Origin of the sequence: Catellatospora sichuanensis, assembly GCF_007483665.1 — a bacterium.
In the GTDB taxonomy this organism is placed as follows: domain Bacteria; phylum Actinomycetota; class Actinomycetes; order Mycobacteriales; family Micromonosporaceae; genus Catellatospora; species Catellatospora sichuanensis.
The window spans coordinates 183,488-205,574 of the sequence record NZ_ML660183.1 but is presented as its reverse complement, the minus strand read 5'-3'; the positions used below and the strand labels follow the sequence as shown (position 1 = coordinate 205,574).

Annotated in this window: 19 protein-coding genes; 10 read left to right on the top strand and 9 right to left on the bottom strand. The window is 71.1% G+C overall.

What is annotated here, in order from left to right:
- Positions 1 to 41: 41 nt before the first annotated feature.
- From FLL47_RS00850 to FLL47_RS00825, 6 genes are all read right to left on the bottom strand, one after another.
- Positions 42 to 2,255, bottom strand: coding sequence for a transglutaminase TgpA family protein (locus FLL47_RS00850; RefSeq protein WP_246157413.1), 2,214 nt, complete (start codon positions 2,253 to 2,255; stop codon positions 42 to 44).
- A complete protein-coding gene (locus tag FLL47_RS00845; RefSeq protein ID WP_144118449.1) occupies positions 2,249 to 3,457 on the bottom strand; it encodes a DUF58 domain-containing protein in 1,209 nt (402 codons plus the stop codon). Before FLL47_RS00845 ends, FLL47_RS00850 begins: the two co-directional genes overlap by 7 nt.
- Positions 3,454 to 4,482 carry an AAA family ATPase gene (locus tag FLL47_RS00840; RefSeq protein WP_144118448.1) on the bottom strand — a complete coding sequence of 343 codons (1,029 nt, stop codon included), beginning with the start codon at positions 4,480 to 4,482 and terminating at the stop codon, positions 3,454 to 3,456. Before FLL47_RS00840 ends, FLL47_RS00845 begins: the two co-directional genes overlap by 4 nt.
- A 92-nt stretch (positions 4,483 to 4,574) precedes the next feature.
- Positions 4,575 to 7,175 carry a fibronectin type III domain-containing protein gene (locus FLL47_RS00835; RefSeq protein ID WP_246157412.1) on the bottom strand — a complete coding sequence of 867 codons (2,601 nt, stop codon included), beginning with the start codon at positions 7,173 to 7,175 and terminating at the stop codon, positions 4,575 to 4,577.
- A gap of 124 nt (positions 7,176 to 7,299) precedes the next feature.
- The gene (locus tag FLL47_RS00830) at positions 7,300 to 9,288 is read right to left on the bottom strand and encodes a tetratricopeptide repeat protein (RefSeq protein WP_144118447.1); all 1,989 of its coding nucleotides are present in this window, start codon (positions 9,286 to 9,288) and stop codon (positions 7,300 to 7,302) included.
- Positions 9,289 to 9,420: 132 nt separating this feature from the next.
- Complete coding sequence (locus tag FLL47_RS00825) at positions 9,421 to 9,693, bottom strand: Smr/MutS family protein (RefSeq protein ID WP_120319484.1); 273 nt, start codon at positions 9,691 to 9,693, stop codon at positions 9,421 to 9,423.
- A 164-nt stretch (positions 9,694 to 9,857) separates the two neighbouring features.
- Here FLL47_RS00825 and FLL47_RS00820 point away from each other — a divergent pair, with 164 nt between their 5' ends.
- The 4 genes from FLL47_RS00820 (at position 9,858) to FLL47_RS00805 (ending at position 14,830) form a co-directional block, all read left to right on the top strand.
- Positions 9,858 to 11,699, top strand: a complete 1,842-nt coding sequence (locus tag FLL47_RS00820; RefSeq protein ID WP_144118446.1) for a M14 family metallopeptidase — start codon at positions 9,858 to 9,860, stop codon at positions 11,697 to 11,699.
- Positions 11,700 to 12,062: 363 nt separating this feature from the next.
- Positions 12,063 to 12,680, top strand: a complete 618-nt coding sequence (locus FLL47_RS00815) for a GOLPH3/VPS74 family protein (protein WP_144118445.1) — start codon at positions 12,063 to 12,065, stop codon at positions 12,678 to 12,680.
- A gap of 114 nt (positions 12,681 to 12,794) precedes the next feature.
- A complete protein-coding gene (locus tag FLL47_RS00810; RefSeq protein WP_425457636.1) occupies positions 12,795 to 14,240 on the top strand; it encodes an APC family permease in 1,446 nt (481 codons plus the stop codon).
- Positions 14,237 to 14,830, top strand: coding sequence for a GNAT family N-acetyltransferase (locus FLL47_RS00805; RefSeq protein ID WP_144118443.1), 594 nt, complete (start codon positions 14,237 to 14,239; stop codon positions 14,828 to 14,830). Before FLL47_RS00810 ends, FLL47_RS00805 begins: the two co-directional genes overlap by 4 nt.
- Positions 14,831 to 14,894: 64 nt before the next feature.
- On the opposite strand, the gene FLL47_RS00800 is transcribed toward FLL47_RS00805, so the two are convergent.
- Together FLL47_RS00800 and FLL47_RS00795 are read right to left on the bottom strand one after the other, a co-directional pair.
- Positions 14,895 to 15,611 (bottom strand): sterol desaturase family protein, encoded by a 717-nt coding sequence (locus tag FLL47_RS00800; protein WP_144118442.1) that lies wholly within the window; start codon positions 15,609 to 15,611, stop codon positions 14,895 to 14,897.
- Positions 15,608 to 16,333 carry a FadR/GntR family transcriptional regulator gene (locus tag FLL47_RS00795; RefSeq protein WP_144118441.1) on the bottom strand — a complete coding sequence of 242 codons (726 nt, stop codon included), beginning with the start codon at positions 16,331 to 16,333 and terminating at the stop codon, positions 15,608 to 15,610. The genes FLL47_RS00800 and FLL47_RS00795 overlap by 4 nt, the downstream gene beginning before the upstream one ends.
- A gap of 180 nt (positions 16,334 to 16,513) precedes the next feature.
- Here FLL47_RS00795 and FLL47_RS00790 point away from each other — a divergent pair, with 180 nt between their 5' ends.
- The 6 genes from FLL47_RS00790 to FLL47_RS00765 all read left to right on the top strand — a co-directional run bounded on the left by FLL47_RS00790 (position 16,514) and on the right by FLL47_RS00765 (position 21,139).
- The gene (locus FLL47_RS00790) at positions 16,514 to 16,930 is read left to right on the top strand and encodes a helix-turn-helix domain-containing protein (protein WP_144118440.1); all 417 of its coding nucleotides are present in this window, start codon (positions 16,514 to 16,516) and stop codon (positions 16,928 to 16,930) included.
- 132 nt (positions 16,931 to 17,062) lie between these two features.
- Entirely contained in the window at positions 17,063 to 18,526 is a 1,464-nt protein-coding gene (locus FLL47_RS00785) for an APC family permease (protein ID WP_425457635.1), read from the top strand.
- Entirely contained in the window at positions 18,523 to 19,527 is a 1,005-nt protein-coding gene (locus FLL47_RS00780) for an acetamidase/formamidase family protein (RefSeq protein WP_144118438.1), read from the top strand. Before FLL47_RS00785 ends, FLL47_RS00780 begins: the two co-directional genes overlap by 4 nt.
- A 79-nt stretch (positions 19,528 to 19,606) precedes the next feature.
- On the top strand, positions 19,607 to 20,245 hold the full coding sequence (locus tag FLL47_RS00775) for a GOLPH3/VPS74 family protein (RefSeq protein WP_144118437.1): 639 nt from the start codon (positions 19,607 to 19,609) through the stop codon (positions 20,243 to 20,245).
- Between the two features lie 46 nt (positions 20,246 to 20,291).
- Positions 20,292 to 20,696, top strand: a complete 405-nt coding sequence (locus FLL47_RS00770; RefSeq protein ID WP_144118436.1) for a hypothetical protein — start codon at positions 20,292 to 20,294, stop codon at positions 20,694 to 20,696.
- Positions 20,696 to 21,139: a hypothetical protein gene (locus FLL47_RS00765; RefSeq protein ID WP_144118435.1), complete on the top strand. Its 444-nt coding sequence runs from the start codon at positions 20,696 to 20,698 to the stop codon at positions 21,137 to 21,139. Before FLL47_RS00770 ends, FLL47_RS00765 begins: the two co-directional genes overlap by 1 nt.
- Positions 21,140 to 21,163: 24 nt before the next feature.
- Here FLL47_RS00765 and FLL47_RS00760 read toward each other — a convergent pair whose 3' ends face one another.
- Positions 21,164 to 21,886 carry a HEAT repeat domain-containing protein gene (locus FLL47_RS00760; RefSeq protein WP_186315503.1) on the bottom strand — a complete coding sequence of 241 codons (723 nt, stop codon included), beginning with the start codon at positions 21,884 to 21,886 and terminating at the stop codon, positions 21,164 to 21,166.
- Between the last annotated feature and the right edge of the window lie 201 nt (positions 21,887 to 22,087).

Here is a 22,087-nt window from a genome sequence, read left to right as displayed (position 1 = left end):
CGGGCGGTGGACCGCCGGGCAGGCTCGGTCAGGCGTCGGTGTCAGCGCCGCCAGCGCAGCGGGCCGGGGTGCAGCGTCCACAGCAGCCGCCGCCACCACGAGCGGCGCGCCTTCAGCTCGTCGATGTACGCCACCGCCCGGCTGCGGGCCGCCTCGGCCTCGGCGTCACCGGCGGTGCCCGGCCCGAACACGGTCTGGTTGACCGCGTCGGCGAGCTCGTGCAGCGTCGGCGCGGCCAGGCGCACCTCGTGCTTGCCACGTACCGGCGCGGCGGCTTCGGCGGCGTGCGCGGCGACCTCAGCGGCGCTCAGATGTTCCGGCGCGCGCCGCCCGGCCAGCCGCAGTGCGTCGCCGACCTCCAGCCACGCGCCTTCGATCCGGGAGTCGGGGCTGCCCTCGTCGAGCCGTCGACGCCGCAGCGCGCCCCGGGCGAGCAGCACGAACACCACGAACGCGGCCAGCAGCAGCACGACCAGCCCGCCGCCGCCGGCACCGGCGACCAGGGCCACGTTCGCGCCTCCGGCGGCCGTCTCACCGGCCCCGGGGGCGGCGCTGGACGCGTCCGCGGTCGGCTCCAGGGTCGGGATCGGCTCGTCCGACGGCGGCGGCTGGGAGGTCTCCGGCTGTGGCTTGAACTCGTCTTCCAGGGGCTTGGTCTCGGCGTTCGGTTGGGGCAGCGGGTGGAACGGCACCCAGCCCAGGTCGGTGAAGTAGATCTCGGGCCAGGCGAGGGCGTCGCCTGCGGTGATCGGGTGGTTGCCGGCGCGGGCGGTGAACCCGACGACGACGCGGCTGGGCAGGTTCAGCAGCCGGGCGAGCACCGCGAACGACGCCGCGAACTGCTCCGAGGTGCCCTTGCCCGCGCCGGTGCCGGCGGGTCCGAACAGGAAGAAGTTCAGGTTCGGGTACGCGTGTCCGCTGGGTGCCTGCGGGTCGAGCTTGTAGTGCTCGGCGAGGAACTGCTCGATCGCCAGGGCCCGCTGGTACGGGGCGCCGTTGTCCGCGCCGAGCTGCTGCGCGAGCCGGCTGATGTTGTCCGGCACGTTCGGGCCCAGCGTGACGTAGCGGGACATCGTCGTGCCCGAGGGCACGTCGGCGACCGGGAGCAGGTTGACGTCGGGTTCGCTGTGCAGCGACGTGACGGTGTACGCGATGCCCGTGTTCAGTCCTTCCGGGTGCAGCATGGTGCCGGTGGACTGGTCGTAGGCGACGCGTACGCCGTCGACGCGGCTGGGGGTGGCGGCGGCGGGCAGCAGTTTGCCGGTGAGCCCGGCGACGGTGATGCGCTGCTGCACGGGCTTGCCGGCGAGTTCGCCGGGCGGGCGGGGCAGGCTGCGCCCGGCCGGGCGGTAGGTCGCGCCGACCTTCCAGGTCACGCCGTCGTAGTCGGACAGCACGGCCAGCCGGATCCGGGTGTCGGCCGCGACGTCGGCGTCGAGCAGCTTCTCCTGCGGTTGCAGCGCCCAGCCGGACAGTCTGATCAGCGGGTTCTCGTCGAGGGCGTCCAGGTCGGGCGGGTCGATGAGGCTGCGCGGGTCGAACGGCGCCCCGGTGACCTGCTGCGCCACCGGCGGCGCGGCACCGGCGACCAGTGCCAGGATCAGCGCGAACCCGGTGCCGCCGGCGAGCGCGGCGCGCAGCCGCAGTGCCTTGCGGGTGGCCGGGTCGATGCCGGTGTCGGGGGTGCGGACCCGGCCGGTGAATGCCAGTGCGGCGATGGCCAGCGCCGCGAAAGCCAAGGCCAGCCAGGGGGTACGCGGTGCGGCCGGGCCGACCAGCCACAGTGCCCCGGCGAACAGCAGCACCGGCGGGGTCAGCCCGACCAGGGTGCGCCGGGTGCGTACGGTCAGTTCCATCGCCATGAGCCCGGCCAGCCAGGTCGCGATGACCGGCACCGCGACCGTGTCGGGTTGCGGCTCGACGGGCACCAGCACGGCCAGTAGCCGGGGGATGCCGTCGCCCAGCGCCTCGGTGGCGATCGTCGGGAGGTCACCGGTGATGCCCGCGCGCTGCGCGGACAGGTTCAGTGCGAAGGCCAGGTAGCAGGCCAGGCCCAGCATCGACAGCGGCGCGACGATCCAGGCCCGTAGCCGGGTCAGGGCCAGGCTGATCGAGACCGACCCGGCGGCCGCGCCCGCGATGAGCACGGTGAACAGGGTGCCGTTGTAGATCCGGTCGGCGACCAGTCCGCTGAGCACCAGCATCGCGGTGATCAGCGCCGGTGGCAGGAGGATGCGCAGCGCGCGGGCTACCATCGGGCGACTCCGTCCCATACCGCGGCGAAGTCCTCGCCGTCCTCGGCGCGCAGCAGCAGCACCCCGGCCGGTTGCGGCTCGGCTGCCAGTCGCGGCCCGAGCACGCCGACGGCGACCGACGGGAACGGGCCTTTGAGCCCGGACACCAGTGCGAGGTCGGCCAGTCCGGCGGTGCCGGTGAGGTAGATCAGGGTGTCGCCGGGGCGGTGCTGGCGCAGCCGGCTGGTCGCGTCGACCAGCAGTTCGTCGCCGCCGGGTGCGGGTTCGGCCTCGGCGAGCAGGTCCAGCAGGTGCCGGGCTGCGCCGCGGATCCGGCCGCCGCCCGCCGCGGGGCCGCTGACCAGGTGCAGGGTCACGGGCAGGTCTTCGCGGGTCGCGGCGGCGACGATCGACGCGGCGGCCTCGCAGGCGCTCTCGAACGAGGCCGATCCGGCGGCGTCGCGGTCGGCCCAGGAGGCGGCGCGGTCGTCGAGCAGTACGACCAGCTGCGGCAGGCTGGTGTCGAGGTGTTCGCGGACCATCAGCTCGCCGACCTTGGCGCTGGTGCGCCAGTGCACGTGGCGCAGTTCGTCGCCGATGACGTATTCGCGCAGGGTGTCGAAGGTGATCGCGCCGTGCGGGACGCGGTCGAGGCGGCCGTCGAGGCTGCGGGAGATGCCCGCGGGCACGGCCCGGATGAGGTGGCTCTTCGGGTACACCCAGATGCGGGCGGTGTCGCCATGGCTGCGTGACACGGACACCAGCCCGAGCGGGTCTCGCCGGGTGACCTGCAGCGGGCCGACGTCGACGACGCCGCGGCGGTCGGTGGGCACCGGGTAGGACACGTCGGTGTCCGTGCCGGGACGCAGCCGCAGCAGGGGCACCGGCACGGTCGCGCCGGTCTGCCCGGCTCGGCCGCCACGGCCGGAGTGCGACCCTCGGGAGCATTGATCGTGGGCGACCAGCGTCGCCGCGCCGAACCGTCCGGTGTTGCGGACGGTCAGGGTGACGGTGCTGCCTTCGCCGCGGGCGACCCGGTCGGGTTCGACGGAGCGGGTGACCGACAGCTGCGGCCGTAGGGCCGCGTGGATGAGCGCGTGCAGCTGGGCGATGACGGCGGTCGCGCCGAGCACCGCGAGTTCCGGGTAGCCGAAGGTGAAACCGGTGGCCAGCAGCGCGACGCCGCCGATGGTCAGGCCCGCCCCCCGCAGCGTGACGATCATCCGGCGTGCCGCGCCGCTCCGGCCGGGGCCGGCTCGCCGGTCGGGGACTCCTGGCCGGGCAGCGGCACCGGGACGGCCTCGACCGCGTCGTGCAGCACCTCGGTCGCGGTGACCCCGCGCAGCTGCGCGTCGGGGGTGAGCAGCACGCGGTGCGCGAACACGGGCTCGATCAGCACCTTCATGTCTTCGGGCAGCACGTAGCCGCGGCCCTCGGTCAGCGCGTACGCGCTGGCGGCGCGGGTCAGCGCGATCACGCCGCGAGGGCTGACGCCGACCCGCACGTGCTTGTGCTCGCGGGTGGCCACGGCCAGGCGCACCGCGTACGCGTACAGCGGGTCGGCGATGTGCACCCGGTGTGCCAGCGCCACGGCCTCGCCGATCGTCTTGGTGTCGGTGACGGGGGTGATCGCGTCGGGGGAGCGCAGCGTGTGCCCGCGCAGCACCTCGATCTCGACGGCCTCGTCGGGGTAGCCGACCGACAGTTTCATCAGGAACCGGTCCAGCTGCGCCTCGGGCAGCCGGTAGGTGCCGTCCATCTCGACCGGGTTCTGCGTGGCGACGACCATGAACGGGCGCGGCACCGCGTGGCGTACGCCGTCGACGGTGACGTAGCGCTCCTCCATGACCTCCAGCAGCGCCGACTGCGTCTTCGGCGACGCCCGGTTGATCTCGTCGGCGATGACGATGTTGGCGAAGATCGGGCCCGGGTGGAACTCGAAGCCGCGGCTGGCCTGGTTGAAGATGGTCACGCCGCTGACGTCGGAGGGCAGCAGGTCCGGCGTGAACTGGATGCGCCGCCACGCGCCCTGCACCGAGGCCGCGATCGCGCGGGCCAGGGTCGTCTTGCCGGTGCCGGGCACGTCCTCGAGCAGGACGTGGCCCTGGGCGAACATGGCGACCAGCGCCAGCCGGACCACCTCCGGCTTGCCGAGCACCACGGTCGAGATCGCGCCAGCCAGCTTCTCGGTCAGGTCGGCGAACGCGCGGACCTGACCGGCGGACAGCGGTGGGAGGGGCTGGTTCATGACGGGTGTGTCCTTTGTGCTCGAAGAGGGGCGGAGACGGAACATCCCCGGCACGGGCTCGGTGGGGGCTCGTGCCGGGGAGGCTCAGCGGATCAGCATTGCGGCACGTCGTTGTAGTCGTCGCCGTCGTCGAGGTTGAGCCAGATGAAGGGGACGTAACGCTGGTTGCCGCGGTAGGTGATCTCGATCCACTTGTCGCTGCGCTTGTTGCTGTTCTCCCCGGCGGCGAACAGTTCGGCGTCGCCGCTCTGGTTGCCGGCCGTGCCCTGCTTCCAGCAGAACGCCTTGAACGTGTCGCCGCTCTGGGCGTCGCCGACGGCCTCATTGGACTGCTGGCGGGAGTTGCTGTAGATGCCGATGCCGTTGGAGCAGCCCACACAGCGGATGGTGCCGTTGAGCCGCTTGGTGCGCACCGTCACCGGGGCCGACGTCGCGGTCTGGCCGGTGGCGTTCTTCACCGAGACCGTGATCGTGAACGCGCTGTCGGTGGCCACCTCGTTGACCGCGTAGCCGCCCGCGCCGGTGTTGCAGCCGACCGCGCGGGCCGCGCCGTTGATGGTCACCGTGCACGTGGCGGTGCCGCCGCCGTCGTTGAACGCGAAGTTGACCGTGAAGCCCTTGTAGGTCGCACCACCGGCGGACACGTTCGACACGGTCGCGTCGGCGATGGTCTTCGCGCTGGTGGTGTCCTTCGGGCCGGTGCCGGCCTCGTTGACCGCGGCGACGTCAACGCCGACGATCTCACCGTCGCCGAAGCCGTCGAGCGTGGCGTTGGTGGCGGTGACCGTCTGCGTCTTGCCGCCCGCGGTCACCTTGTAGCCGGTGATCTGGCGGCCGTTGTCGGCCGGGGTCTCCCAGGCGACCCGGATGGTGCCCTTCTCGGTGCCGACCGTGGCCGCGGACAGGCTGCGCACCTGCTCCGGTTTGTTGAACGGCACCACCGAGCCCGACGGCTCCGACACCTCCGAACCCGCGCCCTTGTCGTTGACCGCGACGACGGTGAACGCGTACTGCGTGCCGTACTCCAGTTCGCCGTCCTTGACGACCAGCTTCGTCGCGCCGGGTGTGGTGCCGATCAGGGCGCCGCTGCCGGCGTTGACCGCCGTGACCTCGTACCGCGTGATCTTGCGGCCCTGGCCGTTGGCGGCGGTCCAGCTCACCTCGACGGTGCCGTCGGGCTTCTCGACCGCCTTCACACCTGTCGGCGGATCCGGCACGTCACCGGTCGGCATCACCGGATTGCTCTTGCGGCTCGGGCCGCTGCCCTTGCCGTTGACCGCGTACACCGTGAACGTGTACGTCTTGCCGTTGGTCAGCTTGTCGACCACCAGCGAGCGGTTGCGTGCGCCGACGGTCCAGGTCCGCCCGTCGCCCTCCACCACGTACTTGGTGATCTTCGAGCCGTTCTCGGCAGCCTTGCCCCAGCTCAGCCGCACCTGCGAGTCGCCCGACGCGGCGGTCACGTTGCGCGGCGCACCCGGCTTGCCGATCTGCGGCTTGGGCGGGGGCGGCGGCGCCACCGGCGGCGGGTCGCCGCCCACCACGTCGTCGTTGAACTTGTCGACGACTCTGACCTGGTGCTTGTCGTTGACCACGCGCGCGGTCGAGGCGCCCGGCGCGTTGATGAACAGCTGGTTCTCCCGCACCTCCAGGTCGAGCCGGCCGCCGGGCTTGCCCGCCTCGATCGTGTTGACCAGCTTGCCCTCGCGGTCGATCGCGTAGACCTTGCCCGCCGCGTCGTCGGCGATGTAGAACAGGCCCGCCCAGGCCACCGCGGGCCGCGCGGTCCCGCCGGCGCCCGGCACGGTGAACTCGTTGACCTGCTCACCGGCGATGACATACACCTTGCGGCCCTCGACGACGGTCACCGCGATGTCCTTGCCGGTGGAACGGTCCGGCAGTTCACCGCCGGCCGCACCGGCGATCTCGACCTTCTTCAGTTCGTCGCCGCGCAGCAGGGTCAGCGAACCGTTGGTCTGGTCCAGCACCGCCACGCCGTCGTCCAGCGCGGACAGCGCCAGGTCGTGGAACGCCTCGGCGACCGGTTCGGTGCGGACCTGCGACGGCCCGCTGCCGCCCGTGCCGCCCGACGGCGGCGTCAGTGGCGCGGGCGTGATCGCCGAGACGGTGCCCTGGCTGGGTATGGCCAGCCAGAGCCGGCCGGTGCCGTCGAAGTGGCCGCCGGTGATGCCCGGCGGGAAGCGCAGCGGCTCGCCGATCGGCTGCAGCGTCGCCGGGTCCAGTTGGCGCACCACGCCCTGCACCGGGTCGATGACGAATGCCGCCTGGTTGTGCAGCGCCACCGACACACCCAGGCCCGCCTGCGACTCCTGCGACGCGGTGAGCTGCAGCGTCGCGGGGTCGAGCGCGCTGATGCGCCCGGTGTGCTGGTCGCGCACGATCAGGTAGCGGTCGGACTGGCTGACCTGCACGTAGTGGCCCTGCGAGACCGCGAGGGCCTGCGTGCGGGTGTCCACCTTGCCGGTCAGGCCGTTGACCCGGGCGAGTTCACCGCGGGTGAGGCTCCACAGCCAGGAGCTGCTGTCGTAGCCGGCCGAGACCTGGTCGTTGGCGCTGATCCCGAACCAGGTCAGGCTCACGGCGGCCAGCATCGCCAGCACCGTGACGATGGTGACGACGCCACCCTTGGTCCGTGCCCTGCGTGTGATCGCGCTCGGTGACAGATCCGCCACGGATCGCCCCTCCCCATGAGCGCGGGGTGTTTCGGAGCCACCCCGCTCGCCGACTGGCGTTCTCCCCAGAAGCCGACGTCATCCTAGGCGTTGCAGGTCAACGGTGAAAGTCGAGTGAGGACGCTCATGGTGTCACGGTGGGCGACGGTCCGGCCGACGCTGCGCGGTCGGTGCATACCTGGGTGGATTTCAGCAGCTCATCCTGGCTGTAGATGCTCATGACGACGAAGCAGTAGTCCCAGTTGGGGTTCAGACCCGTGACGGTGTACCGCGTATCACCGTTCTCGGGCTTGCCCATCGTCGCGACCTGCTCGTCCTTGCGGGCGCCGAGCAGCACCTGCGCGGCGTAGCCGTCGGAGGGGTCGAACCAGGTGACGGTGATGTCGCCGTTGGGTGCGCTGGTGACGAAGACGTCGCTGGCGGGCTGGGCTTTGACGGTCGGGCCGGGGCCGGGCGTCTGCTCGTCGTCGTCGGGCAGCACCACCAGCAGCAGTGTGGCCACGGCCGCGATCACGGCGATGATCGCGGCGGCGGTCGCGGCGATTACCGGGCCGCGGCTGCGACGCGGTGGTGCGGCGGGTGGTGTGGGCGGCGCGAACACGGTGGGGACGTGCTGCGGCTGCTGCGGCAGGTGGCGTACGGGGCTCTGCGGCGGCGGCGCCACGTGGATGGCGGGGGAGTGCCCGTCGGGGCGGCGGGCCTGGTCGACCGGCGGCAGGTCGCGTCGCGGCTGCTCCTGCCGCGGCTGCCCCTGGTGGGGCGGCGGGTCCTGCCGTGGCGGTTGCTGGTGGGCAGGGTGCTGGCGGGCCTGCTCGGGGCGCACGGTGTCGTGCCGCGGCGGCTGCTGGTGGGGCGGCTGCTGGTGGGGCGGCGCGGGTCGGGCCGGGTCGGGCTGCGCGGGCCGGGTGCGCTCGGGCGGGAGCGGGACGACCGGAGGCGTCGGCACGATGGGCATGGCTCGGGTCGCGGACTGGTCGCGCGGCGGAATGGTCAGGCCGTAGGGCGCGATCCGGTCGTCCTCGTGCGCGGGCGCGGCCTCCGCCGGCCGTGCGGGCGGGATCCGCGGCGGGGTCCGGTCGGCCGTCTCGGGCGTGACCGGGATGGTCGGGGTTGTCGGCCGTGCGGGCGGCGTGACCAGTGAGGTGCGGTCGTCCGCCGGATTCGGCGCTACCGGGGTGGTCGGCCGCGCGGGTGGTGTGACCAGTGAGGTGCGGTCGTCCGCCGGATTCGGTGCTACCGGCCGTGCCGGCGGCGTGGGAAGTGACGTGCGGTCGTCGGCCGGGTTCGGCGCTACCGGCGTTGCCGGCCGCGCGGGTGGTGTGAGCAGCGACGTCCGGTCGTCCGGTGCCTGGGGTGCAGGTGTAGCCGGCGGGGTGGGCACCGAGGTCCGCTCGGCGGGCGCGTGCGCCGTGGCCGGGGTGCTCGGTGGCATGACCACGGCCGTGCGGTCGTCCGGGGCCGGCGGCGGTGTCGTCTGCGGGGTCGACGGGGGCAGCGGCCAGACCGGCGGGGCCTGGTCCGCCGGGGTGCTGCGCGGGGCCGGGGCTTCCGGCGTCGCCGGGACGGACTGCGACACGTAGGTGGTCGGCCGCGACGGCGGCGGGAGCAGCGCGGTGCTGTCCTCGGGCGGCTGCGGTGCGGGCGGCGGCGCGGGGGTCACGGGCGCGGGGGCGACCGGCGCGGGGGCGTCCGGGCCGAGCCACGCGCGGGCGACCTGGACCGGCTGCGGGTCGAAGCCGGTCGCCTGCGGGCCGTACGTGGCGACCCGGGTGTAGTGGCGGCGCGCCTCGTGGCGGTTGCCGAGCTCGTCGGCGATCTGCGCGAGGTCGAACGACATCGACAGCAGCAGCGGGTGCTCCTCGCCGAAGCGGTAGCCGCCGTTGTACAGCGCGTTCTCCAGCACCCGCCGGGCGGCGCTCAGGTCGCCGGCCTGCCGGTGCATCGTGGCGAGCAGGTGGCCGGTGACCAGCACCTCGGGGTGGTCCTCGCCGGCGGCCATGATCGCCGCTTCGAGGGACTGCTCCAGCAGCGTGCGGGCGCTGTTCAGGTCGCCGCGGTCACGGCGGGCAAGCGCCTCAGTTCGGATGTCGGACAGCGAGGTCGGTGACGGCACGGGTCACATCCTGCCCATACCCCCGGACCTCTCGCCACCCGCAGCGGCGAAGATCGCGATGATCTTGCGCGAACTGTTGCTGGTTTGTCCGGAACGAGTGTGTCGTCCCCACATCCCGCGCAAGATCGTGCGTCAGCGGCGGCCGCGGGGGGTGTTGTGCTTGAAGTGGACGAAGAGGCGGCCGAAGTTTTTGGAGTCCTTCTCTACGCGGTGGTAGAGGGCTTTTACCTCTTTTTGTTCGAGGAAGCGTAGGACTGTCTTCTTCAGGGCGCCGGAGCCTTTGCCGGGGATGATCTCGATCATGGGGGCCTTCTTGGCGATGGCCTCGGCCATGATGTCGTTCAAGGCCCGCTCGATGTCGCGGCCCTTGTTGAAGATGTCGTGTAGGTCGAGTACGAGTTTCATCGCCTCTGAGCGTACCTGTTGTGATCGTTGCTGGTCAGGGTCCTTGGGGTAGCCGAAAGCTTTCGACCTGCGGGTCAGCATGATTTTCATAGATCGACATATTGCAATGACCATGTTTCTGGTGGTCTGCTGTGTGCCTCCTTTACCCCCGCTTGGAGGCAGTCATGCGGCGACGGTTAACCGTCTTCGTATCCACCCTCGCGCTCGCCGGCACCATGGTCCTGACCGGACCGGCCGACGGCGCTCCGCTCGCGCCCGAGACGAGTTCGTCCGGCCACTACACCGTGCAGGGCATCAAGACCTTGGCCCAGCGCAATGCGATCGCCGGCACCGGTGCGGCCATCGACGGGTTCGACCACGGCATCATGGACGTCACCGCCACCCCGGGTGAGGCCGCCGCGATCAAGGCCCTCGGCTTCACGGTCACCAGGGTCCTCACGCCGGTCCAGCCGGAAGGCCCGATGCCGCTGGCGTTCCCGCCGGCCGACTCCAACTACCACGACTACAGCGAGATGATGAGCGTCATCAACTCGCTGGCCTCGTCCTACCCGTCGATCTTCCGGGTGACGACGATCGGCAACTCCTACGAGGGCCGCAACATGCCCCTGATCAAAATCTCGGACAACGTCGCCACGGACGAGAACGAGGTCGAGGTCCTGTTCAACCACCACCAGCACGCGCGTGAGCACCTGACGGTGGAGATGGCCATCTACCTGATGAACCTGTTCACCAGTGGTTACGGCTCGGACTCCGCGATCACGAACATCGTGAACAGCCGCGAGATCTGGATCGTGCCGGACATGAACCCCGACGGCGGCGAGTACGACATCGCCACCGGCAGCTACCGGTCGTGGCGCAAGAACCGCCAGCCCAACAGCGGCTCGAGCAACGTCGGCACCGACCTCAACCGCAACTGGTCCTATCAGTGGGGCTGCTGCGGCGGGTCCAGCGGCACGACCAGCAGCGAGACGTACCGCGGCCCGTCGGCGTTCTCCGCGCCGGAGTCGACGAACCTGCGCAACTTCGTCAACAGCCGGGTCGTCGGCGGCGTCCAGCAGATCAAGGCCAACATCGACTTCCACACGTACTCGCAGCTCATCCTGTGGCCGTTCGGCTACACGACGGCCAACAACCCCTCCGGCATGAGCGCGGACGAGTACAACACGTTCGCCACGCTGGGCCAGCAGATGGCCGCGACGAACAGCTACACCCCGGAGCAGTCCAGTGACCTCTACGTCGCCGACGGCACGTCCATCGACTGGATGTGGGGCACGCACAAGATCTGGGCGTACACCTTCGAGATGTACCCGGGCAGCTCGGGCGGCGGCGGCTTCTACCCGCCCGACGAGGTCATCACCGCGCAGACGACCCGCAACCGGGCTGCGGTGCTGATGCTGCTGCAGCAGGCCGACTGCCCGTACCGGGTGATCGGCAAGGAGTCGACGTACTGCGGCACCGGCGGTGGCGGCACCACGGTCTGGTCCGACACGTTCGAGACCGCGACCGGCTGGACCGTCAACCCGAGCAGCACCGACACCGCGACCGCCGGCCAGTGGGCACGCGGCGCGGCGCAGGCGACCAACTCCAGCGGCGCCAAGCAGCTGACCCCGTTCGCGGGCGCCAACGACCTGGCGACAGGCGTGTCGGCGGGCACCGCCGCAGGTGACTTCGACCTCGACGGCGGCGTCAGCTCGATCCGCTCGCCCGCGGTCACGCTGCCGGCCACCGGCACGCTGAACGCGAACTGGCAGTGGTATCTGGCGCACGGGTCCAACTCGTCGAGTGCCGACTACCTGCGGATCTCGGTCGTGCACAGCGGCGGCACCACGGTGCTGGCCACCATCACCGGCGCGGCGAGCAACCGCAACGGGGCCTGGGGCGGTGCGACGGCGAACCTGACCGCGTACGCGGGCCAGAGCGTGCGCTTCCTGGTCGAGGCGGCGGACGCGAGCACGGCCAGCCTCGTCGAGGCGGGCCTGGACAACCTCACGGTGACGCAGTCGTGACGGGCTGCCCGGCCTGCTGAGGTCGGCAGCCACCAGGTTGCCGGGCGGTCCCGTCGCCCGTGCCGGTCCCTCGCGGGCCGGTGCGGCGGCGGGGCCGCTCTGTTTGTGCGGTGTGCCGCTCTGCCGGCCGGGCTCATATCGATGAAGTGGTGCGGTCGGCCGGAGTGCGGTGCAGGCGGGGGCCTGGATGGCGTGCGCAGGTTTTCGTGCCGTGGATCCGGCGGGGCGCGAACCGCGCCGGGAATATTGCCGGAGCAACTGCTCCGTGGGGTCCAAACCGGACGCTACCTGCGGATGTGCGTAGGTAAACAGTGAGTGCTCGGCGGTGACAGCGGGTAGATCCATTCTGTAGGGTGCGTTCTCGTGCCGATAGCCGACGAGTTCTACTTGATGACGCATGACGATGTCAGCGGCGACTCCCGGCTGCACGCCAAAGCCGTCGGATTCGGACTGGCAGCCGCGCTGCTGGCCGAGTTGTGCATGCTGGACCTGGTGCGTCCTGCCGTCGAGGGGGTGGCGGTGCGCAACGCGCCGCCGCCGGCCGACGCGCTGGTCGCCCGCGTACACGGGCAGTTGCTGGCAGAGCCGCAACTGCACCCGGTACGGGACTGGCTCGCGTTCCTCGGGCGCACCGCCGAGGCCGACATCGCCGTCAGGATGACCGCCACGGGGGCGCTCCAACTGGTCGAGACGCGCCGACTGCTGGGCGTGCAGCGCCGATACATGCCGGTTTCCGTCAACGACGCAGCCTGGCCCACTGCCAGGATCATCGGCAGGCTGCGCCGCCAGGAGGAGATGTCCGTCGAGGACCGGATCCTCGCCGGGCTGACCTTCGCCACCGGCCTGAGCAACACCTTCGCCTGGGACGACGTCCGAGGGCGCGCCCTGTCCCTGGTCATCGCGGCGCTCGACGAGCCGCTGCGGATTCTGATCGCCGAGACCGAGCTGGCTGTCAGCAAGGCCGTGGGAACCCTCACCTGAACCACCCCACCCCCCAACACCCCCCACCCCTCTGTAAGGAGCAACACCGTGTCCGCACCCCCTAGCTCCGCGCTGTCGTCGGCACTGGCCGCCGACCGGCTCGGTTCGGCGTCCGTGGCGTCGTTCGCGCTGACCGCGGCCGCCCCCCTCATGGTCATCGGCGGCGTCATCGTCGCCGGCTGGGCCAATGTCCAGGTCATCGGCTTCCCGCTGGGCATCCTGATCATCGGTGCCGCGCTGGGCCTGTTCACCGTCGGCTACGTGGCGATGTCGCGCCACATCCGCAACGCCGGCGCGTTCTACTCCTACATCTCCCAGGGCCTGGGCCGCCCGGCCGGCGTCGGCGCCGCGCTCGTCGCGCTGCTGGCCTACAACCTGCTGCAGGTCGGCCTCTACGGCATCTTCGGCGCCGCCGCCAACGGCCTGCTGAACGTGATGTTCGGCGTCGACATCGCCTGGTGGATCATCGCGCTGGTCAGCTGGGCCCTGGTCACCGTGCTGGGCATGGCCCGGGTCGAGCTCAACAGCAAGGTGCTGCTGATCCTGCTCGGCGCCGAGCTGCTCATCGTGCTCATCTACGACCTGGTGTTCCTGGCCAACCCGGGCGACGGTGGCGTCAGCTTCGCCGCGTTCGCCCCGGACAACCTGTTCGTGCCCGGTGCGCTGGGCGCGGTGCTGGTCGTCACCGTCACCGGCTTCACCGGCTTCGAGGCCGGCCCGGTGTTCTCCGAGGAGTCCCGCGACGCGCGGCGCACCATCGCGCTGGCCACCTTCGGCGGCCTCGCGGTCATGGTGTTCGTGTACGCGCTCACCTCGTGGTCGCTGACCGTCGCCACCGGCCCGGACCACATCGTGGAGCAGTCGATCGCGCACGCCGCGCAGGCCGACCTGATCTTCGCGCTGGCCGGGGAGCACCTGGGCACCGTCTTCGCCGACATCGGCAACGTGCTGCTGGTGACCAGCATCTTCGCGGCGATGGTGTCGTACCACAACACCGTCGCCCGGTACACGTTCGCGCTGGCGCGTGAGGGCGTGCTGCCGCGCCCGCTGTCCCGCACCGGTGCCCGCTCGGGCGCCCCGGTCGCGGCGTCGCTGCTGCAGAGCGTCGTCGGCTTCGCGTTCATCGCGGTGTACGCGCTGGCCGGCTGGGACCCGTTCCTGCACCTGTTCTTCTGGCTGGGCATGACCGGCGGCTTCGGCATCCTGCTGCTGCTCGCGGCGACCAGCGTCGCCGTGGTGGTGTACTTCGTCAGGGACAAGCGCGGCGAGAACGTGTGGACGCGCCTGGTCGCCCCGATCATCGCCGCGGTGTTCCTCATCTGGGCCGCCCAGCAGACCGTGCGCGACTACGGCACCATGCTGATGCTCGAGGAGTCGGACCCGGTCCGCTGGATCCTGCCCGGCCTGTACCTGGTGCTCGCGGTCATCGGCGTGATCGTCGCGCTGGTGCTGCGCAGCGGCAAGCCGGCCCTCTACCAGGGCATCGGCCGGGGCGTCGAGGCCGGTCAGACGAAGACGGCCGCGAACCCGGCCGCGGAGGCTGACAAGGTCACGGCATGACCGGAAATGACGCGGCGCAGGCGGCCACGGCCGTCGACACCGCGGCCGCGGGCCGGCTCATCGCCGCGTCGTTCCAGCAGCTGGCCGTTTCGGCGTGGCTGATGGACGACGCGGCCGAGCGGGAGCGCATCATGGGCGTCCAGTTCGGCTGGTTCGCCGAGCACGCGCTCGCGTACGGCGCCGTGGACGTGATCGGTGACGATGCGGTCGCGGTGTGGTTCGACAACACGGTCGAAGCGCCGTGGATCGACGGCTACGACGAGCGGCTGGCGGAGGTGGCCGGTCCGCACCTGGACCGGTTCACGCTGCTGGACGAGGTGTTCGCGGAGCACCACCCGCACGCCGGCCCGCACTGGCACCTCGCGCTGCTGGCCGTCCGGCCGGGACGGCAGGGCGCAGGGCTGGGCGGGCAGCTGCTGACACGGCGGCTGGCGTTGCTGGACGCCGCGGGCGTGCCCTCCTACCTGGAGGCGTCGACGCAGGGGTCGCGGGACCTGTACCTGCGGCACGGCTTCACGCTGCTGGGCGAGGCATACCACCTGCCCGGCGGCGGTCCGCCGATGTACCCGATGTGGCGCGAGGCGCGTTAGGCCGGGTCGTGCGACGGGGGCGGTGATCATCGATCACCGCCCCCGTCCGTGTGTGCGCCGCGGGTCAGGGCGTCGCGTGCAGGTTGCGGGCCGTGGCCGAGGTCGGCACCGTCGCCGGGTCGGGGTAGGTGCGCAGCAGCCGGTCGGCGGTGCCGGCGGTGGTCACGGTGAACCAGTAGTGCTCGTTCTTGTAGTGGTGCAGCCGGTGGTTGCGCCATACGGCGCGGTAGAGCCGTCCGCGCGGCCGGTAGTCGCTGTGGATCAGGTAGTGCGTCCACTCGTAGAGCAGGCCGAGGGCGGCGACGCTGCCGATGAAGGTGAGCGCCTCGCCGAGCCGGGGGAACGCGAGCAGCGCGACGGTGGTGTAGGCGGCGATGACGAGGGTCAGCGACCGCCACGGGATGAAGACCAGTGGGGTGTCGCGGGGGTCGGCGTGGTGGCGGCGGTGGTCGCGGGCCAGTTCGGAGTCGATGGTCAGGCCGGCGATCCGGTGGGGTCGCCAGTGCAGGACGAACACGTGCACGACCCATTCGAGGGCGGGGAACGCGGCCACGAGCAGTGCCGGTGCGCGCAGGTCGGCGAGGGTCCAGCCGCCTTCGGTGGTACGCCAGGCGACGGCGGAGCCCAGCACGGCGAGGATCATCCACGGGCTGGGGTGGTACCAGAATCGGCGGAACGTCCGTGGCAGGGTCACAGCCGTGCGGGCCGGTCCGGTGGCTTCGTCGGCGGCGAGCCGGTCGCGGGCGGCTCGCTCGGCGGCGGCTTTTTCGGCTCGGGTCATGGTCGGTCTCCTTCCAGCAGGTCGAGGGCGTGCAGGAGGGCCTGGGTGGCGTGGCTGAGCAGTTCGTGGGCCTGGTGGCGGGCATCGTCGGCGTCGCCGGTGGTGATGGCGCGGGCCAGGGCGCGGTAGTCGCCGACGCGGTTGACCTCGTCGGCCATGACGGTCGACAGGGCTACGAGGGCAGGTTCGTAGGCGGCGCGCAGGCTGTTGAACATCAGCCGGAACGCGACGGAGTCGGCCGCGTCGACGACGTGTTCCCAGAAGGCCAGTGCCTGGCGCTGGCGGCCGACGGGGTCGGTGTCGGTCTCGATGGCCGCGACGGCCGCGTCCAGGGTGGCGGCGTTGTTGTGGCCGTGGCGTTCGGCGGCCAGCCCGGCGACGATGGGGCCGATCGCCAGGCGTGCTTCGAGGATGCTGCGGGCGACGGTGAGGTCGATGTCGCCGCCGGGCAGCAGCAGGTGGGGGAGGATGTCGAGGCCGCCGGTGCGGCGGAAGTCGCTGACGGTGGTGGCGCCGCCCTGGCGGACCTTGACCAGGCCGGCGTGGGCCATGCGCCCGATCGCCTCGCGTACGGCGGGGCGGCTGACGCCGAGCGCTTCGGCGAGGGCCCGTTCGCTGGGCAGCGCCTGGCCGGGGGCGAGCGAGCCGGCGACGAGTTCGCCGAGCACGCGGTCGTAGACCTCGCCGGGCAGTGATCGTCGTTCGATCTTCGCGAATGTCATACGTCCACCATCGACGACACCGGTCAGGTGGTCAAGTGGTCTGACCAGTCATGTTCGTTCACGGGTATTCATGCATGGACTGCTGCGGTTCGGTGTTGTTTACTGGCTCGTGATTTCAGCCGCAGGGGGTGGGGCGGTACGGTTCGTCCTTTGTGGACACTGACCCCTCGGAGGCGGGGCATGACCGAGCCCTTGACGGGCCGCGCGCAGGCGTCGGCGGCGCGGGATTTCGCGGCGCAGCTGCGCTGGTGGCGTGGCGTGCGCGGGTATTCGCAGGGCAGGCTGGCGCAGCGGATGCCGCACAGCGAGGCGATGATCGCCAAGGTCGAGTCGGGTGAGCGCTGGCCGACCGAGGACCTGGCGCGCCGCTGCGACGAGGTGCTGCAGACGGGCGGCCTGCTGTCGGGCATGTATCCGGCGGTGCGGGCCGAGCAGCAGGCCAGCGACGGGCGGCGCCGCCGGCGCAAGGAGGCCGGGGACGCCTCGGTCGACGATGCGCGGCGACTGCTGTCGATGGTGCTGGCGGACACGAACCTGTCGGCGACTCATCCGTTCGTCCGGGATGCGCTGGCCGCATTGGATGGCCCGGACAACTAGCCGGTGTGAGTACTTGTCCGGATCGGACATCTATGCGGCGCAACGGTAGTGCTCGCAAATGAGACGTTGGCGTGAACGTCGCGCCACTCTACGTCGAACATCAGACAACTACTGGAGGCTCCGGTTATGTCCGTGCTAACGCCTGCCACGGCGGCCACGGGGGACGCGGCCACGCCGGCCGGTGACCCCGAGCTCAGCACATTCGGGTACACCCCGCAGCTGCGCCGCTCGCTCACCTTCACCGATTTGCTGTTCTACGGTCTCATCTACATGGTGCCGATCGCGCCGTTCGCGATCTTCGGTTCGGTGTACGCGGCCTCGCAGGGCATGGTGGCGCTGGCCTACATCGCCGGCCTGATCGTCATGCTGTTCACCGCCTCGTCGTACGCGCAGATGATCAAGGCGTTCCCGATCGCCGGTTCCGTCTACAACTATGCGGGCCGCGGCATCGCCGCACCGGTCGGCTTCATCGCCGGCTGGGCCATCATGCTCGACTACTTCCTGGTCCCGGGCCTGCTCTACCTGGTCGCCTCGGTCACCATCGAGGCGGCGGTGCCGTCGGTGTCGGCGTGGATCTGGCTGGTCGGCTTCGTCGCCATCAACGCCGTGATCAACTACTTCGGGATCCGGCTCACCGCGATGGCCATCAACATCATGATCGCCGGTGAACTCATCGTCCTCGGCATCTTCCTGGTCATGGGCATCATCGGCATGGCCGACGGCCGCGGCAACGGCGACTGGACCACCGCCTTCTTCAACTCCGACAACTTCAGCTTCGGCATCGTGCTCGGTTCGGTGTCGGTCGCCGCGCTCAGCTTCCTGGGCTTCGACGGCATCTCGATGCTGGCCGAGGAGAGCAAGGGCGGCGCCCGCCAGGTCGGCCGCGCCATGGCCGTCGTGCTGCTGCTCGCCGGTCTGATCTTCATCGCCCAGACCTGGGTGGCGTCGCTGTTCGTCACGGACCCGGCCGGCCTGATCAACGGCGACGCCGCGACCATCGGCAACGCCTTCTACGCCGCTGCCGAGGTCGCCGCGGGCGCCCCGTGGCTGGCCACGCTGTGCCTGGTCGCCACCGCGATCGCGTGGGGCCTGCCCGACTCGATGGTCGCCCAGACCGCGCTGTCGCGCCTGCTGTTCGCGATGGCCCGCGACAAGCAGCTGCCCAAGTTCCTGGCCAAGGTGTCCAGCAAGCACGCGTCGCCGGTCAACGCGGTCCTGTTCACCGCCGGTGTCTCGCTGGCCATCAGCGGCACCGCGCTGTACTACCTCACCGAGAAGGGCGAGGACACCATCACGCTCATCGCCACGATGGTGAACTTCGGCGCGATGGTGGCCTGGCTGCTGCTGCACGCCGCGGTCATCTGGCACTACGTGGTGCGCAACGGCAGCCGCAACTGGCTGCTGCACCTGGTCGTGCCGGTGGTAGGCGCGGGCCTGCTGGTGGCGGTGCTCATCAACATGAAGCTCTACACCCAGATCACCGGCTTCATCTGGATCGGCCTCGGCCTGGTCGTGCTCGGCGTGCTGTTCGCGATGGGCCGCCGCCCGAAGCTGTCCGGCGTCGGCGGCACCGAAGGCGGCGTGGACGCCGCGTGAGCGAGTACATCGAGTTCAACCCGACGCCGGAGCAGCTGGCCTACACCTTCGGGCCCAACCCGCCCGTGGCGAAGGTCCGCCCCGGGGACGTGCTCAAGATCCGCACCGAGGACTGCTTCGGCGGCGTGGTGCGGGGATTCGGCGACCTGCCCTCGCAGGTCTGCCGGTTCCCGTACCTCAACCCGGTCACCGGCCCCTTCTTCGTGGAGGGCGCCGAGCCGGGCGACACCCTGGCGCTGCACTTCGTGTCGATCACCCCGGCCCGCGACTGGGCCGTGTCGAGCACCTTCCCGCACTTCGGGGCGCTGACGTCGACGTCGCACACGGCGACGCTGCAGCCGCCGCTGGAAGAGCGGGTCTGGGTGTACGACATCGACCTCGCCGCGGGCGTCGCCCGCTACTCGGCCCGCAACTCGGACTTCACGGTGGACCTGCCGCTGGACCCGATGCACGGGACGGTCGGCGTCGCACCGGGCGCGTTCGAGTCCCGGATGACGATCACGCCCGACGCGCACGGCGGCAACATGGACACCCCGGAACTGCGGGCCGGCGTGACCGCGTACTTCGGCGTCAACGTCGAGGGCGCCCTGTTCGCCGTCGGTGACGGCCACGCCCGCCAGGGCCAGGGCGAGGTGTCCGGCGTCGCGGTCGAGGCCGCGATGGAGACCGTCCTCGTCGTCGACCTGGTCAAGGGCGTCGGCACGCCGTGGCCGCGGCTGGAGTCCGACACGCACCTGATGGCGACCGGCTCGGCCCGGCCGCTGGAGGACGCGTTCCGGATCAGCCAGCACGACCTGGTGACCTGGGTGTCCGAGCTGACCGGGCTCGACCTGCTCGACTCGCTGCAACTGGTCAGCCAGGCCGGTGAGGCGCCCGTCGGCAACGTCTGCGACACCAACTACACCATGGTCGCCAAGGTGGCCAAGGCGTACCTGGGACGCGCCGGCGCGTACGACGGGGTGCACAACCGGCTCAAGGCGCTGGGCGCGGCGTACCGGTAACGACAGGATCAGATCAGGCGTTGTGGCCGGAGCGGTGCTCCGGCCACGACGCGTTTCCGGGGTCCATTGGGGGGAATCGATGCCAGAGCTGGCGCTCGCGGACGAGCTGTTCGTGATGGGGCACGACGAATACAGCGGCAAGCCGAAGCTCAACCACGACGTGCTTTCGGTCGGGCTGGCCGCGGCCGCACTCGGCGAACTGCTCATCGCCGAGACGCTCACCGTCGACGGCGGCCGCGTCACCGGCTGGACCGCCAAACAGAACGGCGACCCGGTCGTCGACCAGATCGTGGCACTACTGCAGCAGGTCGGCCCCGGTCACCGGGTGCACCAGTGGGTCGAGCACCTGCGCGGCGACATCAAGGAACTCGTCGCCTACCGCCTCGTCGGCCACGGAGTCGTCACACGCGAGACCAGCCGCAGCTTCACCGGCCGGGTACAGGTCCGCTTCCCCGCGACCGACCCCAACGAGGCCACCCGCTCCGTGGTGCGGCTCGGTTTCCTGATCGGCCGCCCCGCCGACTTCGACCCGCAGTCGGCGCTGCTGGCGTGCATCGCCAACGCCGTCGACCTGAAAATCGTCGCCCCCACCCAGTCACCTTCGGCCGTCCGCCAGCGCCTGGCCGAACTGCCCGGCCGCCTGATCCCCGCCTACCGGGACCTGCTCTCCGCCGTCGACTCCGCCGTCGCCGCGGTCGCCCTGCAAGCACACGGCTGACGACATGGACCTGGCGCCGAAGATCCACGGATCGTATGCTCCGAACGTGTCAGAGCCCCCGCCCCGCTTCCTCGCCGCACGGCTGCTCATCGCCGCGCAGCTCGCGAGCGTCACGCTCTACACCCTCGGCGCGGCAGTCCCGTACCTGATCCTGTTCACGTTCCACGGCACCACGCACTGCTCGGAGCTGACCGGCTGCCAGGCGCCCGGCGATGTGCTCCCGGGTCCGCTGCTGTGGCTGGCCGTGCCCGCCATCCTCATCGCGATGATCGGTCCGCCGCTCGCGGTGCTGTCGCTGCTGATGTCGTTCACCTCGCTGGCCCGACGACGCCGCCAGATGTCCGAGCGGCTGCGGCGGTGGATGTACATCGCAGGCGGGATCACCGTCGTGTTCATCGCCTTCACCCTGACGCCGCCCGGCCGCCTGCTGCTGAACTGGATCCTCGACTGATGACCGACCGACTCTGGCGCGCGCAGCTGACCCTGGTGTGGGCCTTCGGGCTGGCCGTGTTCCTCTTCCTGTTCGACCTGCTCGGCGGCGTCCACGGCGGCAACAGCAACAGCGTCTACGACATGGTGTACGCGCCCCTGCCCGAGGGAACCTCGATACGAGGCTCGATCGCGAACCCGTTCGGCGTGCTCACCCTGCTCGCGATGGTGGTCGCGTGGCTCGCGCCGCTGCTCGCGGCACTGCTGGCCTGGCGCGGGCGGCAGGCGCTGAAAGGCGAAGGCGAGCAGTCCCTGCGGGACCGGATCCAGGCCGGCACCATCGCCGCGTACGTCATCGTGGCGCTCTACCTCACACCCGTCGGCTGGACCCTCGTCTACGGCCTGACCCGCTGGACCGCCATGCACATCTGGGGCGAGGGCCCGGACGCCGATTCCCTGGGCTGAGACAGCGGTGTGTATGCCGCGGGTTTACGTTCCGTCCTGGTCGCGGGCGTTCTCCAGGCTGCGGGCCGCACGTTGCCGCACCCGTGGATGCACATCGGTGAGGGCGGCGAGGCACCGGTCGCGGTGGCCGGGCACGCCGAGCCGGTGCAGCAGTTCCAGGGATATCTCCCGCCGTGGCGGGCTGCTTGAACCGAGGCCGTCACGGGCCAGCCGGATGACAGCGGGTGACATCTGCGCGCTGCGGGCGGCCAGCGACAACAGGCCGGTCATCGCGGTTCCCTGGATCCCCGGGTGCTCGTCTGACAGAGCCGCGATGAGGACCACCCAAACCGTCTCATCGAGCGTGGGCAGCCACCGCAGCCCGGTCAGCGCAGCGACCCGGACCGAATAGTCCTGATGAGCGGCGGCAGACACCAGGGCCGGGGCGGCTGCCGTGGGATCGAGCCGGACGAGTGTGCGGACGGCCGCCTCGCGGGTCGCGTGGTGGTCGTCGCTGACGAGCATTGTCAGCGTCGCGGTCACGCGGGCGGCCGGTAGGCGGCCGAGTCCGCGAACCGCCCGCGCCCGCACCGTCGGGTCGGTGTCGTTTGCGGCGGCGATGACGGCGGCGGCGATGTCTTCAGCCTGTTCGGGTGTGAGAAACGGGCGGCTGGCGATGGTGCCGAGTCCCGTGACGGCGGCCCGCCGCTCGGCCGGATTCGGGCAGTTCGCCTGTTTCAGCAGGTGGGTCACCTGGTGAGTCAACACCTCGCTGAGGGTGCCACAGGAACGCCAGTCAGGTCGGCCTCCGATCATCCGGGACGGGCACGACGCGTGGCGCAGGAATCCCGCGGTGATGTCAGAAGCGGGTCGGCAGACAGCGGTACACCATTCCGAGGCGAACAGCTCCCTCAGCGACTGTCCCGGATGCGGTGGCCCGGTTCCGGTGGCCGTGAAAGCGTTTGCCGC